This is a genomic window from Methanoregula sp. (assembly GCF_035543475.1).
Classification (GTDB): Archaea; Halobacteriota; Methanomicrobia; order Methanomicrobiales; family Methanospirillaceae; genus Methanoregula.
Genome location: NZ_DATKKA010000023.1, coordinates 103,872 through 119,991, shown reverse-complemented (window position 1 = coordinate 119,991; position 16,120 = coordinate 103,872). Strand labels below are relative to the sequence as shown.

At 58.8% G+C, this 16,120-nt stretch carries 20 protein-coding genes; 6 read left to right on the top strand and 14 right to left on the bottom strand.

The genetic code is table 11. The features are described 5' to 3' along the window. The first annotated feature begins 51 nt into the window (after positions 1-51). Both VMS83_RS08085 and VMS83_RS08080 read left to right on the top strand, forming a co-directional pair. Positions 52-471 carry a hypothetical protein gene (locus VMS83_RS08085; protein ID WP_325411626.1) on the top strand — a complete coding sequence of 140 codons (420 nt, stop codon included), beginning with the start codon at positions 52-54 and terminating at the stop codon, positions 469-471. Between the two features lie 168 nt (positions 472-639). Then, positions 640-1,569 carry a PAS domain-containing protein gene (locus VMS83_RS08080; RefSeq protein WP_325411624.1) on the top strand — a complete coding sequence of 310 codons (930 nt, stop codon included), beginning with the start codon at positions 640-642 and terminating at the stop codon, positions 1,567-1,569. 12 nt (positions 1,570-1,581) lie between these two features. On the opposite strand, the gene VMS83_RS08075 is transcribed toward VMS83_RS08080, so the two are convergent. The 4 genes from VMS83_RS08075 to VMS83_RS08060 form a co-directional block, all read right to left on the bottom strand. Further along, complete coding sequence (locus tag VMS83_RS08075; protein WP_325411622.1) at positions 1,582-2,280, bottom strand: hypothetical protein; 699 nt, start codon at positions 2,278-2,280, stop codon at positions 1,582-1,584. Between the two features lie 25 nt (positions 2,281-2,305). Beyond that, positions 2,306-3,421 (bottom strand): 3-isopropylmalate dehydrogenase, encoded by a 1,116-nt coding sequence (locus VMS83_RS08070; protein ID WP_325411620.1) that lies wholly within the window; start codon positions 3,419-3,421, stop codon positions 2,306-2,308. After that, positions 3,400-3,897 carry a 3-isopropylmalate dehydratase small subunit gene (locus VMS83_RS08065; RefSeq protein WP_325412003.1) on the bottom strand — a complete coding sequence of 166 codons (498 nt, stop codon included), beginning with the start codon at positions 3,895-3,897 and terminating at the stop codon, positions 3,400-3,402. The genes VMS83_RS08070 and VMS83_RS08065 overlap by 22 nt, the downstream gene beginning before the upstream one ends. Before the next feature lie 68 nt (positions 3,898-3,965). After that, a complete protein-coding gene (locus VMS83_RS08060) occupies positions 3,966-5,216 on the bottom strand; it encodes a 3-isopropylmalate dehydratase large subunit (protein WP_325411618.1) in 1,251 nt (416 codons plus the stop codon). Positions 5,217-5,386: 170 nt separating this feature from the next. Here VMS83_RS08060 and VMS83_RS08055 point away from each other — a divergent pair, with 170 nt between their 5' ends. From VMS83_RS08055 to hisE, 3 genes are all read left to right on the top strand, one after another. After that, positions 5,387-6,100, top strand: a complete 714-nt coding sequence (locus VMS83_RS08055; protein WP_325411616.1) for an SIMPL domain-containing protein — start codon at positions 5,387-5,389, stop codon at positions 6,098-6,100. Positions 6,101-6,261: 161 nt separating this feature from the next. Then, the gene (locus VMS83_RS08050) at positions 6,262-6,705 is read left to right on the top strand and encodes a NusA-like transcription termination signal-binding factor (RefSeq protein ID WP_325411614.1); all 444 of its coding nucleotides are present in this window, start codon (positions 6,262-6,264) and stop codon (positions 6,703-6,705) included. Further along, positions 6,705-7,016 carry a phosphoribosyl-ATP diphosphatase gene (gene hisE / locus VMS83_RS08045; protein ID WP_325411612.1) on the top strand — a complete coding sequence of 104 codons (312 nt, stop codon included), beginning with the start codon at positions 6,705-6,707 and terminating at the stop codon, positions 7,014-7,016. The genes VMS83_RS08050 and hisE overlap by 1 nt, the downstream gene beginning before the upstream one ends. A 32-nt stretch (positions 7,017-7,048) precedes the next feature. Here the strand turns inward: hisE and VMS83_RS08040 are convergent, their stop codons facing one another. The 6 genes from VMS83_RS08040 to VMS83_RS08015 all read right to left on the bottom strand — a co-directional run bounded on the left by VMS83_RS08040 (position 7,049) and on the right by VMS83_RS08015 (position 11,920). Beyond that, entirely contained in the window at positions 7,049-7,498 is a 450-nt protein-coding gene (locus VMS83_RS08040; protein WP_325411610.1) for a bifunctional nuclease family protein, read from the bottom strand. A 69-nt stretch (positions 7,499-7,567) separates the two neighbouring features. Beyond that, a complete protein-coding gene (locus tag VMS83_RS08035) occupies positions 7,568-8,584 on the bottom strand; it encodes a flippase-like domain-containing protein (RefSeq protein WP_325411608.1) in 1,017 nt (338 codons plus the stop codon). Between the two features lie 106 nt (positions 8,585-8,690). Beyond that, entirely contained in the window at positions 8,691-9,269 is a 579-nt protein-coding gene (locus tag VMS83_RS08030) for a DUF357 domain-containing protein (RefSeq protein ID WP_325411606.1), read from the bottom strand. Further along, complete coding sequence (gene dph5 / locus VMS83_RS08025) at positions 9,263-10,015, bottom strand: diphthine synthase (RefSeq protein WP_325411604.1); 753 nt, start codon at positions 10,013-10,015, stop codon at positions 9,263-9,265. The genes VMS83_RS08030 and dph5 overlap by 7 nt, the downstream gene beginning before the upstream one ends. Positions 10,016-10,052: 37 nt before the next feature. Then, entirely contained in the window at positions 10,053-11,216 is a 1,164-nt protein-coding gene (locus tag VMS83_RS08020) for a GTP-binding protein (RefSeq protein WP_325411602.1), read from the bottom strand. Beyond that, positions 11,213-11,920, bottom strand: coding sequence for an RAD55 family ATPase (locus VMS83_RS08015; RefSeq protein WP_325411600.1), 708 nt, complete (start codon positions 11,918-11,920; stop codon positions 11,213-11,215). Before VMS83_RS08015 ends, VMS83_RS08020 begins: the two co-directional genes overlap by 4 nt. A gap of 134 nt (positions 11,921-12,054) precedes the next feature. Here VMS83_RS08015 and VMS83_RS08010 point away from each other — a divergent pair, with 134 nt between their 5' ends. Next, the gene (locus tag VMS83_RS08010; protein WP_325411598.1) at positions 12,055-12,696 is read left to right on the top strand and encodes an undecaprenyl diphosphate synthase family protein; all 642 of its coding nucleotides are present in this window, start codon (positions 12,055-12,057) and stop codon (positions 12,694-12,696) included. A gap of 15 nt (positions 12,697-12,711) precedes the next feature. Here VMS83_RS08010 and VMS83_RS08005 read toward each other — a convergent pair whose 3' ends face one another. The 4 genes from VMS83_RS08005 to VMS83_RS07990 all read right to left on the bottom strand — a co-directional run bounded on the left by VMS83_RS08005 (position 12,712) and on the right by VMS83_RS07990 (position 16,024). Further along, on the bottom strand, positions 12,712-13,362 hold the full coding sequence (locus VMS83_RS08005; protein ID WP_325411596.1) for a primase-like DNA-binding domain-containing protein: 651 nt from the start codon (positions 13,360-13,362) through the stop codon (positions 12,712-12,714). 75 nt (positions 13,363-13,437) lie between these two features. Then, positions 13,438-14,205, bottom strand: coding sequence for a polyprenyl diphosphate synthase (gene uppS, locus VMS83_RS08000; protein WP_325411594.1), 768 nt, complete (start codon positions 14,203-14,205; stop codon positions 13,438-13,440). Then, on the bottom strand, positions 14,202-15,227 hold the full coding sequence (locus tag VMS83_RS07995) for a radical SAM protein (RefSeq protein WP_325411592.1): 1,026 nt from the start codon (positions 15,225-15,227) through the stop codon (positions 14,202-14,204). Before VMS83_RS07995 ends, uppS begins: the two co-directional genes overlap by 4 nt. 161 nt (positions 15,228-15,388) lie before the next feature. Continuing rightward, a complete protein-coding gene (locus VMS83_RS07990; protein WP_325411590.1) occupies positions 15,389-16,024 on the bottom strand; it encodes a recombinase RecB in 636 nt (211 codons plus the stop codon). Positions 16,025-16,120 lie beyond the last annotated feature (96 nt).

Here is a 16,120-nt window from a genome sequence, read left to right as displayed (position 1 = left end):
GTTATATACCCGAGGGTAAAGACGCATTATTACGACAGAAGGTGGTCGTGTATGATGCAGAAGGCAGGATATATCCGGCGAACAGGATGCAGGGCAATCGACCATGACGGCAGGCTCCAGGAAGTCGTGGAGCTGCATATCATGGGGGCACGCTACGCGATCCGGTTTGCGGACCTGGCAAAAGGGATATCCGGGCGGCAGGTGGTCATCCAGATAGAGGCCCTTGTCCGGGAGTGGAACGATTTCCTGGGTACGACCTGCGGGCTTGCCCAGGTATCGGCATCCGGTAAGGCCCTCAACCTCGAACTCTTCGACGCCGGGAGCTTCACGGTCTCGCTGGGTGCCCTCCGTGCGGCCATCTACGGCAGGGAGCGCCATGCGACCGTCGCCCGGATCCCCGAACAGCCCGCTTCAGCCGCGTGGAAAGACAAGAGGCTTACCGGCCAGCAGCAGATCAGCGCGCTGGTCTGATCTCCACACACTTTTTTTTATTCCCTCATTTTCTCTGCCGGAGATCACCCTGCTGCCTTTGCGGTAGAGGGTGTACAACATTAATAGTCCTGCAGGGAAACGTGTACTGAAAGATGCGGGAGCCGGGAACACCCCCGGTTCCTCCCTTTACCGAAATGGAGTCACCGAATGGATACCTGCGATGATCCCTCGTACAGGGAGCTTGTGGAACATCAGCAGGATATGCTGGTCAAGTTCAGTCCTGAAGGAAAACTCCAGTTTGTCAACAAAGCCTACTGTGAGACACTGGGGAAAACAAAGGAGGATCTGGTGGGCAGTGTCTTCATGCCTGCCACCGACCAGCGGTATTCCGATGCACTGGCTACCCAGCTGACCAAACTCTTCCGGCCCCCCTATGCCTGCCAGGTGGAACAATGGATCTCCACACCCCGGGGCCAGCGATGCATCAGCTGGTCAGCGCGATCCATTACCAATGGTAAAGGAGAGGTAACTGCAATTGTCGCTACCGGGCACGACATTACACGGTGGCACAAGGAGCACCGGGCCATGCGGAAACGCGATGAAGAACTGATGCTCCTTCTCGAAAGCGGAAAGCAGCTGTACTATACGCACAGTGCGGATCATACCCTTTATTATGTCAGTCCCCGGATCCGGGCTCTTCTCGGGGTATCCCCGCGCTCAGGAAAACGGTTGTGGACCGATTACCTGACCGACAACCCCCTCAATGCAAAAGGACTGGAGAGGACACTCAGGGCGATCGCCTCCGGCAGGCGCGAACCCCCGTACCGCCTTGAGTTTTATGGCAGAGATGAGACAAAGGTCTGGGTAGAAGTAAATGAGATTCCGGTAGTAAAGAACCAGAAGACCGTTGCTATCGCCGGGTACATGGTCGATGTGACCGAGAAGAAAAAAGTTGAAGAGGGGCTTATCGAGGCAGAGATCCTCTTAAAGAACTACGGGAGCGGGAAACCAAAAGACAATGTCCAGGAGGGAGAGGCCAGGGGAGGGCCGTTTGCATCCCTCAAATCAATCCTGTCTCCCCGGCAAACTGATGAGGAAAGCGATCTCCCGCTGGATATCCCGGATAATCTCCGTTAGCACGTTCTATTTTTAACCGTTTACCTGAACTTGCGGGACCCGTTTCATATCGGGAAGGATCAGGCAGCCTTCTGCCGCATTCCCGATCGCCTCATACCAGCCGGCAAGGTAAAAATATCCCCCCAGTGCCGAGGTCAAGGCGTCGAGCTCATCATGCGTCACCCGCCCGCCGCCGGCAGAGATGCGGATGCCGGTTCCTGCAAGGCCCGTTCTGAGCCGGGCAACATCGGTCTTTTTCCGGGGGATCTGTAACAGATCCTGCGTTGCTCCCGGATAACTTTCGATCACCTCGTATCCCTGTTCCCGGAGGATCCCGGCAAGACGTATCCCCCTCACCGTCAGGTTCTGCATACTCCTGATCAGGGTGGGATATACCCGTATCCCGCGCTTCCGGAGGATCCGCTCGCATTCCCGCATGATCCCGTACTGCCGGCAGGCGCAGGTATCCTCTGCGCAGCACCTGCCAGCCGGGAGACCGAGGGATGAATCAACAGAGATCAGACCGATAGCGGCAGCATCGACAGATCTGAGGATCTCATCATCGGTCCGGACCAGCGACAACCGTGCTTCCCGGTCCTGAAGCACGCAGATGCCCGAGGCCCTGCGTTCGGATCCGGTAAGATCGATCCCGACACAGGCAGGTTGTCTGCGGGAGGATTGGATTCCGGCAAGGAGTGTATCGATCAGGAACGGAGAAGTACCGGAGGGCATAAAAAGGAAAAAAACAGCTGCCGGCTCAGCTGCGGCGGACGCAGTCCGCAATGTAGCTGCCGGCTTTTTTTGTCCCCGCTGATCCGCCGAGATCCTTGGTCACGACACCGTCCCGGATACTCTGTTCGATTCCGCTGACAATCGCCGCTGCCGCCTTGTGCTCTCCCAGGTGATCGAGCAGGAGTGAACCGGCCCAGATGGTCGCTATCGGGTTTGCCACATCCATGCCCTTGTATTTCGGTGCCGACCCGTGGATCGGCTCGAACATGGAGGTGCCTTTCGGGTTGATGTTCCCGCCCGGGGCAAGGCCGAGACCGCCCTGGATCATGGCGCCGAGATCGGTGATAATGTCACCAAACATGTTGGGTGTAACCACAACATCGAACCACTCGGGGTTCTTCACAAACCACATCGTAACTGCATCGACGAAGTTGAAATCTGTAGCCACCTCCGGGTACTTCTTTGCCGTTTCGGTGAACACGTCCCGCCAGAGACCATACACATCCGAGAGCACGTTTGCCTTGTCCACCGAGGTGAGCTTCCTGCGGCGCTGCATGGCCAGATCAAAGGCATAGGTCTGGACCCGGCGTGCCCCTTCCCGGGTAATAACCCCGATCTGGTAGGCCAGTTCTTCAGCATCGGTCTCGACATCAAGACCAAACTTCACGTGATAGATTTCCCGGACGACCTCAAGCCGGGTCTTCTGGTGCTTCTTAAAGCGTGACCCGATCCCGACATAGAAATCTTCGGTATTCTCCCGCACTACCACGAAGTCGATGTCCTTCGAGGTCTTGCCGGCGAGCGGCGTCTCGACGCCGGCAAGTAACCGGATCGGCCGCAGGTTCACGTACTGGTCGAACGAGAACCGGAGGGCAAGGAGGATCCCCATCTCGAGAATACCCGGCGGGATCCGGGGATCGCCGATGGCACCGAAATAGATCGCCTTGAACTTTTTGAGATCCTGGAGATCCTCTTCAGTAAGGAGCTTCTTTGTGGCAAGGTACCGGTCTGCCCCGATATCGAAATCCGTCCATTCAATATCAAAATTATACCGCTCTCCTGCGGCCTCAAGCACCTTTTTTCCTTCGGTAACGATCTCCGGGCCGATCCCGTCCCCGCCTATCGCCGCGACTTTGTACATACCGGCACCTCCCTGAGGTTCTTTGCGTACTCCACAAGACCGCCCGCATCGATGATCCCCTGCATGAAGGGGGGCACCGGCTCAATGGCCAGTCTCTTTCCTTCGGCTTCCACGTATCCTTTCCTGAGATCGAGCACGATCTTTGCGCCGTCCGCGATCTTGTCGGTATCGGGACAGACCACCGGCAGGACGCCGACATTGATGGCATTCCGGAAGAAGATCCGGGCAAACGACTGCGCCAGTACCACGTTTACGCCTCCGCCCAGAAGGGCGAGCGGCGCATGTTCGCGCGAGGAGCCGCACCCGAAGTTCTTCCCGCCGACCACGACATCGCCTTCCTTTACCTTCTTTGCATACTCATCCCGTGTGCCTTCAAAGGCATGTTTTGCCAGTTCGTCGGGATTATTGATAGTCAAAAACCGGCCCGGGATGATGGCATCGGTATCGATATTGTCCCCGAATTTCCAGACCCGCACGCCCTTACCCCGGGAGACAAGGCCGGCTTCCGTGGTTTTTGCCGTTGAGATCGTCTTTTCTGCCATGCTCACACCTCACGCGGATCGGTGATCACGCCTCGGATCGCACTCGCCGCTGCCGTTGCCGGCGAACAGAGGTACACCTTGCCCTCGGTGCTGCCCTGCCGGCCCTTGAAATTCCGGTTCGATGTGGAGAGCGAAACCTCGCCCGGTGCTATCAGGCCAAACGATCCGCCCATGCAGGGCCCGCAGCAGGGTGCTTCGACAAGGGCACCCGCCTTTACAAACCTCTCCACAAGACCGTTTTCAAGCGCCTTGAGGTACTCGTCCCGGGACGCGGGGATGACCAGTACCCGGACCTTCGGGTCGAACTTCTTCTTGCCCAGTACCTCCGCGGCTTCAGCAAGATCCTCGTACCGCCCGTTCGTGCACGAGCCGATGAAGACCTGGTCGATGTGCGTTCCTTCGACCTTCCCTACCGGCACCCCCTGGTCTACGTTATGGGGGACGGCTACCTGCGGCTCAAGGTCCGAGACATCATACGATCGCTTCTCCGCAAACTTTGCATCCTCGTCGCTCGCGAGATCGAACGGCTTTACCTTCCGCCGTCCTTTCATGTAGTCCCAGGTCACCTTGTCCGGGGGAACGATCCCGGCTTTAGCGCCCATCTCGATGGCCATGTTGCAACAGGTCATCCTCCCTGGCATATCCATCTTTGCCATGGTTTTACCGGTGAACTCAATCGCCTGGTAGGTCGCCCCGTCGGCCCCGATATCGGCGGCAATCGCAAGGATCAGGTCCTTTGCCCCGACACGCTTCGAAAATTTTCCCGAAACCTCAGCCCGGATCGTCTCCGGCACCTTGAAGTAGAGGGCGCCGAACTTGAGCGCAAAACCCATATCGGTAGAACCGATGCCCGTTGCGAATGCCCCGACTGCACCGTACATGCAGGTATGCGAGTCGGCCCCGACCACGATCTCGCCGGGCGCCGCCCGTCCCTTCTCCAATACCACCTGGTGGCAGACCCCCTCGTTGATATCATAGTTGTGGATGCCCTGTTCTGCGGCAAAATTCCGCATGTACTGGTGGATCTTGGCCGCTTCAAGCGAATCTGCCGGGATCTGGTGGTCGAAGAGCATAATCACACGCTTTGGATCGAAAACGTTCTTCCCACCCATCTCAAAGAACTTCTGGATGGCAAGCGGGCCGGTAATGTCGTGGATCATGGCCCCGTCAATGGGGGTCATGACCACTTCGCCTGCCCTTATATCGCTGCCGCATTTCCGTGAGAAGATCTTCTCAACGATTGTTGATCCCATGCACTATCGCCTGTACCATGTGCGCTGCCGGCACATGTAGTTTGGGGCAGGACAATCCGGGGTGTTTAGCGCGATATTTTGTGATAATTACGAATAATTTCGCAGTTAAAGCAATCTTTAATCATTCCGGTCTCCAAGTATTGGCCTGATAAACCATGCAAAAAGCACGTTTGGCGATATTCGTCCTGGTACTCTTTACCCTGGCAATGATCGGTTGTGTGGCTGCAGCTGACACCAGCGCAGACCATGTGATCTCGGTCAGCGGCAGCGGTACGGTTACGGGTACACCCGACCGGGTACAGATCAGTTTTGCCGTCCAGACCCAGAATGCAGATGTCAGGATCGCACAGGCAAACAATGCCCTTGCGATGAACAACGTGATGGACGCGCTTGCTGCAGCGGGCGTTCCCCGTGACCAGATGAAGACCACCGGGTACACGATTACGCCGGTTACCCAGCAGGACACCAATGGCATCCTTTCAGGTCCGGCCACGTCCTACCAGGTAACAAACACCCTCCAGGTCACGCTCAAGGACACCAGCGTAACCGGGCAGGTCATCGATACCGCGGTCAGTGCCGGGGCAAACCAGGTAAACTCCATCCAGTTCATGCTCTCCGATGAGCAGGCCCAGGCGCTCCGGAGCCAGGCGCTTGCAAAGGCAGTTGCAAACGCGAGGGCCGATGCCAGTGCCGTTGCTGCCGCCCTCAATGTCTCTATCACCGGGACACAATCAGCAGACATCAGCCAGGGATATACCCCCGTGGTCTACAGCAATTACGATACCACAACGCTTGCCGCAGGAAAGGCAGCAGTTCCGACACCGGTCCAGTCCGGGGATATCACGGTCACAGCCCAGGTAACCGTCATTTACACGATAGACTGATCCCCTGGCAGGATCCCCCAGCTCTTTTTCCAAACTTTTTTACCTGCGCAGCGTGTGATTATTTCATAATCCCGCAAACAATGTATCGGGCCTTACGGCCCGGCATATATCCAAGCATCGAATACCGGAAAAACTGCGGATACAATAGGATTGATTTTCATATGGAGCGCAATATCGGCTTTAAGGAAAGAAGGTATATTGAAGAGCTGAGGATCCTTACCCGGGCGACTGCGCTTGACTGCGTCATCGATGACCGGTTCGACCGGGTGATCTACGTGATCCGGCAGGGTGACATGGGCCTTGCAATCGGAAAGAAGGGGGACAACATCAAGAGGCTCCAGAACGTGCTGGGGCGGCGCATCGAGATGGTCGAGTATGCCGAGGACCCGGCGCTCTTTATCGCGAACATCTTCAAGCCCGCCGAAGTCGTCGGGATCGAACGCAGCGCGGATGACAGCCCGGTAAATGTTCTCGTGAACAAGAAGAGCGACCTCGGGATAGCAATCGGGAAGGCCGGCTGCAATATCGAGAAGGCGCGCATCCTCTGCCGGCGTTTCTGTGGCCTTGAAATCGGGGAAGTCCTTCTCCCCCAGGAGAGTGCTTAATGGCAGAAAAAGAAAGTGGCGTCGATCCCCGGGTGATCCGGGATCTCTGGGAGGTCATCTGCGAGCGGGCAGCACACCCTGACGAAAAGTCCTACACGAGCCGGCTGTTGCGGGACGTCAAAGGGATCGACAAGGTGCTCGAGAAGGTGGGCGAGGAGTCCACCGAGTTCATCCTTGCCGTAAAAAACGGGGTGCCGGAGCGCACCACGGAAGAGGCAGCCGATCTCCTCTTCCATATCCTGGTCGCACTCCGGGCGGCAGACGTTGATCTCGAAGAGGTCATCCGCGAGCTGGAGCACCGGCGAAAGTAATACGCTGCCCCGTCAGGATCGGGGCAGATATCCTATTTCTGGAGAAATACCGAGAGATCTACCATAGAGGCCATACTCTCGTTCTGTCCTGCGGCGGCAAGCAGCCCCTCCTCCACGAGGACTGGGGCACCGGCGCGCAGGGCAACCGCTATCCCGTCGCTGGGCCGGCAGTCAAGGGATTCGGTGCGGCCATCCGAGACCAGCACCAGGTGCGCATAATACACCCCGTCCTCGACACTGTCGATCTCGAGCCGGTCCACCGAGATTGCGTACTTCCCCATCAGATCGAGAAAGAGGTCATGGGTGAACGGGCGGGGCGGGACCTCCTTGTTCTGGGCACTGCTGATGGAAACCGCCTCCCAGAGGCCCACGTAAATCGGCATTAACCGGCCGGCGTCATCGGCCAGCACCACGGCCGGTATGGTAGCCGTATCGTTCATGGCCACAAAAACACCCCGGACCCCGCACCTGACCTGCTGCATGTCTGGTGAAGAGAACGCCCCGGTGTATGATAAGAGTTGAGGTTGGAATACACCGCCGGTTGTGCGCCATCAGGGGTTTGAGGACTCGCGCCGGACAATAATGAGGCTGGAGACAATCCCCAGGGCGATATTGAAGTAGTACAGCACGATCCGCCAGATAACCACAAAGACCCCCACGATTGGGCCGGGGATGAAGAGCGCATACATGGTGCCGGCCCCCACCTCGGCGATGCCGGAGCTGCCCGGGGTCAGGGGGAGCATCATGAGGATCGCAAGGATGAGCTGGATCACAAATGATTCAAAGAAGAGGGGGGGCTGGCCAAGGCCCATGAGGATCAGGGAGGCGGTGACGATCTCCGAGACCCAGTAGAGGAGGGTAAAGAGCATCCCCCATGCCAGTCCGGACTTTGCCGTCCGTACAAATTTGAGGACTGCAGCATGGAAATTGACAATCTCGGCATCGATCCGTTCAAGGACAGATGAGGCACGGGCCGGTTCCCATTTCCGGGTAAAGAACCGTGCGGCCCGGTCCGCCACCCGCTTCATCACATCGGGCCTGCGGATGGCAAGGTAGAAGAGGAAGAGACAGCCGGCAACAAAGATCCACGTGATGTAGACCATGATATCCGAGATCGCTCCAAGGCTCTTCCACTGCTCGGAGAGGGCAAACATCGCAAACGCTGCGAGGCAGGCCAGGGCCACGCCGTCCAGTACCCGCTCCATGATCACGATCGCCGTTGCATCCCCCAGGGGTACCTTGGCCTTGTAGAGCTCATGCACCCGGACCGGTTCGCCCCCGGCCTGCGCCGGGGTAACAGCGGCAGCAAGGAGGTTAGCGAAGACCAGGTTAAGAGAATAGAAAAATTTGATAGGATATCCAAGCGATCCGGACATCTTCTTGACCCGCATCGCCCAGAAGCACATGGTCAGGATGTGCGTGAGGAAGGCAAGCAGCAGGAACCAGGGGTTGATCCCCCTGAGGTACTGAATAGTGTTCTTGTTTATGGTCAGGAACAGGATGATGACCAGGACCACAAAGGAGAACGTAATGGAGATGAACAGCCATTTTTTCTGCGATCGATCCATAGTTCCCTCTTTGGCCGGTAACGCCTGCCAGTTTTACCTTAAAACGTTATGGTGCATAGTATAAACATCTTTTATCTGCGGAAAAGGGATTGGCCGGCCGTATTTTTCAGATGGTGAAGATCTCCCGGTTACCCGTAATCACAAGAAGCCCTGCCCGGACTCCGGCATCCAGCCACCCGTGCCCATAGCTGAAACGGGCGAGCGCCTCCTCCTCTGCCCCTGTGGCAAGAGTGGCCTTACCTCCCCGCGCATAGCAGGTGCCGATCAGGATGAGACTTCGGGCAAACCTGCCCCCCGCTGTTTCCGGTTCCGGGGCGGGGGTAACCGAGGCACACGCAGTGTCAAGCAGGCGGGCATACCGGTGCGTCTTCTCACCGAGCCGGGCCGCGTGGGCCGGGGAGAGTTTCTCTGCCGGCCCTGCAAAGGGACAGGCCGGCACATTTCCCGATCCGGAGAGCAGCCCGTACGCAAGGCCGAAGTGCAGCCAGCCGAACCCGTAGAAGAAGGCTGCATGGGCATTGACCTGGTCGCCGCTGATAAGAAATGTGGCACCATCGTCGGCATAGGCACGTGCCATGCCTTTTATGGCAACGGCGAGCGCGGCCAGCGGCGTACCTTCCGGCGGGACAATGGTTACTGAATCCAGATCGCGGGAGAGAAGCGTCCCGCATTGCGCAATCAGCATAGGCCGGCGAACCTCTCGAGATACTGCCGCTCCATATCATGGAGCTCCCCGGGGACAACGAGGATATGGAGGGGGAGGCCGAAATCAGCGGAGCTGAGAACACCGGCACTCCCGGCCTGCACGACCGGTGCATCGGAACCGGCCCGGGCGATCCCGATATAGAGCGGGATCGTTACCTGCTTTTTTTGCGCCATTGCTTCGAGGAGGGCGATCCCCTCATTTACGGTCATGTAACGCCCGTCCTGGATATCGAGATACACCAGGGTATGGAGCCGCTGCGCCCTATTCCCGGTGATGACATCGAGGGGGGATGTCGGCGACCAGGCCCCCTGCGGGAACGGGACCGAGCAGGACTTGCCGAACCGGTAGTTCTGGAGCCCCGCGAGCCCGCAGACGGCGCTGACAATCGACGCCCCGTGGATAATGGCCGTGGGAATGCCCCTTTCGGCCGCCCGGATCCGGAGATCCGCGTGGGTGGTCGAGACCATAGGATCCCCGGCGCAGAGAAAGACCGTGTTCCCCTTCGCCGCGCAGTCGAGCAGTTCGTCCGGGTGCTGCTCCACATCGGCCCGCATGAGCAGCCGTACCGGTTTTTGGTAGTATTCCTCGAGCTCCTCCCGGGTGGTTCCCATGAGCCGGGACGTATACCCTTCGAGAAAGACAGAGTCTGCGCTCCTGATGAGACGCAGCCCCTTTTCCGAGACGTCGTGCTTGTCGTAGAGGCCAAGGCCGATGAACGTGAGCATATCCGCATTTCTCCGGGAGGGACAAACCGCTCCGGTATCAGTAGATGTACCGGGTAATCGAGTCCACGAGCGATTCAAGAACCGCCCGCACGTCTTCTTTCTGGTGGGCGGAGATCAAAAAGACCGGGATGCCCTTTGCCATGCCGATCCCTTTCCGGATCTCGTCTTCGCTTATCAGCCCGGGCAGGTCCTTTTTGTTTGCCGCAACCACGATGGGCACGTGCAGCCGGGTAATAATCTTGTAGAGGTGGCGGGCCCGCGAGAGCTGGTCCTTGTTCGTGGCATCCACGAGCAGGACGACACCCATCGCATTATTCAGGATCACCGGCAGCATCGGGTCAAACCGGGGCTGCCCGGGGGTGCCGTACAGGGTGATATCGAAATCCTGCCAGTGCAGCCAGCCGAAATCCATGGCCACCGTTGTCGGTTCCCCGCGAGGGCCCGTACGGTCCACCGAGACCCCGAGCTCGGTTGCACTGGCAACAAACCGGGACTTCCCGCTTTCCGGCGGGCCGGTCACGACGATCTTGGGGATATAGGGAATAATATGGCCGTTTCTGACAAGGAAGGGCACCGACCGGCGCGGCTGGCGGGACCACGAGGTATACAGGATCGTGAAGTAATTGAAGTGCGGGAGAGGCCGGAACGAGGACTTGATCGCAAGGAGGAGATCGAATGATTTCTGCACGACTGGCGATTCAAGGAACGTCTCGCCTTCCAGGTTCAGGTGCTCGATGATGATGGTGGAGTTGGGAGGGCAGCAGGATTTCGAGAGAAGGTTAAGTCCCCCCTCCAGGCCAAAATCCTCGTAAATGATGTCGAAATACCCGAAGATGACCTCCACGTTGTTCTCGTCACAGAGTTTGTTGATCCGGGCCTGCCATTCCCGCCCTGCTGCCTCCCGGGTGAGGGTACTGCGCTGGATCCGCTCCCGGTCGACGCTGTCGATGAAGACCATCCGGTGGTCCTGGGCCTGGATCGTCTTTCCCCGGAGCTGGCCGACATCGTTCAGGAACGCTTCGACCGTGGTATGCGGGATGATGAGAAGGCATGCCTGCTTCTTTTCGAGCACCGAAAACAGGGTCGAGATCATGAAGAGCTGCCCGTCCACCCCGGGATCGAGGCTGTAGAGCACGCGGCTGCCTTCCGGGATCCCTCCTCCCAGCATATCATCGATCCCGGACATTCCTGTCGATATCATAACGCCATCACGACCTCTCCCTTGCTGACCGTGAACTTGTGCCAGTCGGCGTTGATGCCCCGCAGGCCCATCACCCGGAAGTAGTTGTCATTCCGCTCCACCTTGATCTCAATCACGATCGTCATCAGCTGCTTGATCAGCGAGATTGTCTTCTCATCAAATGCCTCGCTGTTGAGGACGTATACCCCGAATCCCTCCGCTTTCTTGAGCTTGGCCGTCATGACATGGAGGAACTGGTACAGCACCTCCAGCTTGCGGTACATCAGAAGGGTCGAAACCGAGTTGATACAGAACCGGATCGGGGGAGGAAACAGACCTGTCTCCTTGCCGGAGAACGAACCGTCGAATATCATCTCAATCATCTGGGAGAACTTGATCCCGATCCCGGTAAGATCGGTGGGATTGGTGACAAACATGAACCGCCCGGTATCCGCGACCGCCGGCGTCGAACTCTTCGTGATCGCGTCAATCACCCCGACAAAATGCTTGTCGGACCCGATGGCCTTGAACTGGTCGATCACTTCCGAGGCACGCTCGTTTGTCGAGAGCATGATCGCATACTCCCCGGGCTGGGGCCGGGACAGGCTGTACGCCAGCCGTTCCGCATAGCTGAGCGATGGTGCCAGAATGAGGAGATTGGTTCCTGCATCAAACCCCCCGGTGGCCTGGTCGATCTGGGGGATGCCGGACTTATAAGAGTACATCTCTAGCTGGATTATTCCACAGGAATGCTTATAAGTGCTTGCGCCGGCGCTGGTTTGCAACCGGAAACCTTTCCCGGGATAGGAACGTGCACAGGTAAAACCTGATAACCTCCGCTGCCTTAGAATTAGGCCAGATGTTCTACTGGCTCTACGAGCGGATGCTTCTCTCGCAGATACAGGTCCTCCCCCGTCACATCTGTTTTATGATCAGCGGGGAGGATCTTGTCGCAGAGCCGGAGAAATGCCTGGAGGTGACCGGCTGGTGCTCGGGACTGAATACCCTTCCCGCACACACGCCACGGTCTCCGGCTGCACATCATCCGCCCGCCATCCAGAGCCTGACCTTTCATATCAACCGCCTCTCGCCCGGGGAGCTCACCCGTACCCTCCCGGCACTCCGGAAGATTGCATCCATCGCCCGGCTCAGCCTGCACCACGGTACTACCGAGGAAGTTGCGGGTACCGGTCTCGATGTCGTGGTAGCGATCGGGAAAAGCGGGAGGGAAGAGATCACTGACTGCATCCGCCAGCTGGCCCGGAATGGGGTGGCCCCCTCAGCGATCGATGAGAAGGTGCTCGAGTCCTGCCTGACCTTCCGGTACGATCCGGATATCGTGGTCAAGACCGGCGGGGATCACCTGACCGATTTCCTGATCTGGCAGTCGGTATACTCGGAGCTCTTCTTCTCCGACGTCAACTGGACATCGTTCAGGCGCGTGGACTTCCTGCGGGTGCTGCGCGACTACCAGTCCCGTATCCGCCGGTTCGGGAAGTAAGGAAAAAGAGACTGCTTATTTTACGCGGATGCTGACCCAGCTCGGGGTGCCCCCCACGATCCGTTCGGCAAACGCGTACTTGTTCTTGAGAGCCACGGAAAAGACCCGGCGCTCCGGGACCGCGGGGTAATCCTGGTCCCGGCACCAGCGTTCGAACCGCTGGTAGAGATCGTCCTTTGCGATGATCGCATCGGGGCCTTCCTCCGCCTCCCGCACAAGCCGGGTACTCACGAACCGCTGGATGGGATCCCCCTTCCGGCCCTTTGCCCGGGTTTTTGGTGCGGGTTTTGCAGGAACCGCAGCCGGGGGGGCGGGAGCGGTCGTTTTTGCCAGTACAGGAGGTTTTTGGGCTGCCGCGGCTTTCTTCTCCTTTTTCTCCCGGAGCACCTTCCCCGGTACCGTGGGATCTTCGGCATTGATCACCGGATCTGCCGCCACCGCCCCGGGAGGTTTAGCTGCTGCATCCGGGGCAACAATCACCCGGGACGTTTGCGGGGAGGGCGCCCGGGGAAGGGAGGGATACACGATCCCCAGGCGCACCGCAAGCACCCGGTTGCATTCGTCATTTATGTCCAGCCGCTTTTTCTCTGCCGCAGCCACGATATCAGACCGGAGCTGGACCGTTACCTGCTGCCAGCCGGGCCCTGTCATCTTTCCCGCACCCATGGTTCACCATATTCCCGATGGTATCTTCCGGGAAATATAGTTCGCGAAAGCAGATCCTGCAAAAGGGATCCGGAGTCAGTGCGCCCGTGCGCTCAGCCGCTGGTCGTAGGTACGGATAGCGCGGAGCAGGTCGATCTTCCGGAAGAGCGGCCAGTACGGGGCACAGAAATAGACCGCGGATTCATGACCGTTTGCAAGCCAGGGAAGGAAATTGGAGGTGCGGAACTCGTTCCCGGTCCGGATGATGAGATCGACCGGCGGGATCTCTTTTCCTTCGTGGAGGTGGGACTCGACCATTGCCAGATCGATCTCCTCCGGCGCGATCCTTCCTTCGCGGACGGCAGATACGATCTCGCGGGCGGCAAGCACGATCTCGTTTCTCCCCCCGTACGCAAGCGCCACACTCAGGGTGAAGCCATCGTAGTTTTTCGTGGCCTCTTCCGCCGCCTCTATGGCCGTTTTCAGGTCCTCCGGGAGGAGTGCCCGGTCGCCGACCATCTGGATGCGGATGCGGTACCGGTGCACCCGTTCGTCGGTAATGGTCCGGATAAACTTTTCCTTGAAGAGCCGGAAGAGTTCTTTTACCTCCTCTTCGGCCCGGTTGAAGTTTTCCGTGGAGAAGGAGTAGATGGTGATGTACCGGATGCCCAGCTCGTGTGCCCAGTCCAGCATCTCCTCGGTCTTGTCCGCCCCGGCCCGGTGGCCCTTTGCCGTCCCGATGCCCATCTCCTTTGCAAACCGGCGGTTACCGTCCTGGATGATGGCAATATGGGTGGGGATCTGCGGGCACTGCATCCGGAGGTACCGCTCGTAGAGAGGTTCGAGGATCCTGCGGAGAGTCACAGCGGCGTCACCTCGACTACCATGCCCCCGTCCGGGTAGCGTTCGACCACGCTCTTTTTGCCGGGGATCTTCTCCTTGTATTCCTCGAGCAGCCACCAGGCCGTCTCTACCCGGTCGCCGCAGTCGGCAAATTCGTCCCCGGCAAGGAACTTCCGGCACCGGGCAACAACCTCGTCCCGGGTGCCCGGGTGGAGTTCAAGGACGCCGTACACGATGGTCCCGTCATCGGTCACCTCATCGAACGGACGGGCGGTGTTCTCCGCGATGCGCCTGAGGCGTTCCCGGAGCTGGACCGAGTCCTTGAACGACGATGCGCACCAGTGGACCTTCTCATGCCGGACGATCTCTTCTGCCCAGTCGCGCGCCCCGGCAATGGCGTTGTGCACGCCATCAGCGGGCTCATAGCCCCGCTCCCGCATCTCGTCGGCATTGGTCTCGCCCCATTCGAGCTCGTTGATGTTGAGGAAGTCGAGGTACGGGAGGGCCGGGACGAGAAGGTCGAGACCGGGCAGTGCCGGGACCTCGATCCCGATATCGAAACCCATCTCCTTTGCCGCTCTTGCGGAACTGATAAACTCAGTATCAGGAATGTGGTCCCAGCATTCGCGGGGGGGGTGGAGCCGGATCTCGTCTACGACTCCCCTGAGCCGGGCGAGGTCTTCCCTTGCCGGGGCCTGCGCCGTGTAGAGGTGGATCTGGTGCTCCGGCCCGAAGTGTTCTTTTAAGGCCTTTCCGAACTCCACGACACGGTCAAGGCAGAGAAGGGGTTCGCCGCCGGTGATCCCGGTCCCGAGGGCACTCATGCGTTCCGCAACTGCTATGGCCTGCTCCGGGCTTGTGACGCGATGCTCGTTTGCAAAGATCACGTCCTTTCCCTTTCGCTCCTCCGAGAGCGGGCAGTACCAGCAGGAGCGGCGGCACCGTCCCGTCACAAAGAGCACCATCTTTGCGCCCTGGTAGCAGAGCACGCAGCCTTTTGCGAGGTTTGCGGGAACCTCCTGCGGGTGGGGGGGAACGGTCATGAAAAGTATGCGTATTACATTCGTTATAGGGATTCAAAACCCTTCTTGAAGGGCCGGGGGTTATCGCTCTACGGGAGATGCCAGAGCGGCGGGGGCATCAAATGCCGTCGCCCCCATGAGTGTCCCCCAAGGGATCTGAATACTTTCTCCGGAGCAAAATCTCACAGCAGCTCGCTCAGCCTGCGCCCGCTTCCCTCTTCGCAGCGCGTCTTGTATTTGCACCGGTTGCAGGGCGCATTGAGCGGGTGGGCGGGCGCCTCACCCCGGCGGATCGCCCGTAGCTTATGCAGCGTGGCGAGGAGCTGGCGCCGGTCCCGGGGCTGGACCGCATGGTACCGCGAAATACCGTCCGGGATATATTCCACATGGCCGCCTTCCACCTCTTTTCCGGTCATCTCCTCAAGACAGAACGCGATCCCTGCAATACGGAGCCGATCGGCGGCATAGGTCCCAAAGGGCATCGCCCCGGCCGCCCGCACAATCGAGAAACTCCCGTCATCTGCCACCCGGTCGATCATACCAGCGATCCCGTGCTTCTTTGAACCTACCGTCACGTCGGTCTGGGCTGCCGGTTTCCATTCATGCTTGTTGCAGGAGGCAATGCAGATATCCAGGAATTCACGGAGTGCCGGGTCGGTCGCCGGGCGGACGACGAGTACCTCCTCCCAGATTGCAGCGGCATCGAGAGTGTGGCCGAGGTGATACGAGATCTGTTTGCAGACCGCATACCGGTCCGATTCCGTGACCGGGCCGTCTTTTTCGTAGTAAAACCGGACCGGGCAGGCATGGACCCGCACCAGGTCGGAGATCGTGACATGCCGCTCCTGATCCGCCAGAATAATTCCTCTAAAGAATCGAGGGAAATATGCCAGATATACTTATGGGAGAAAGCC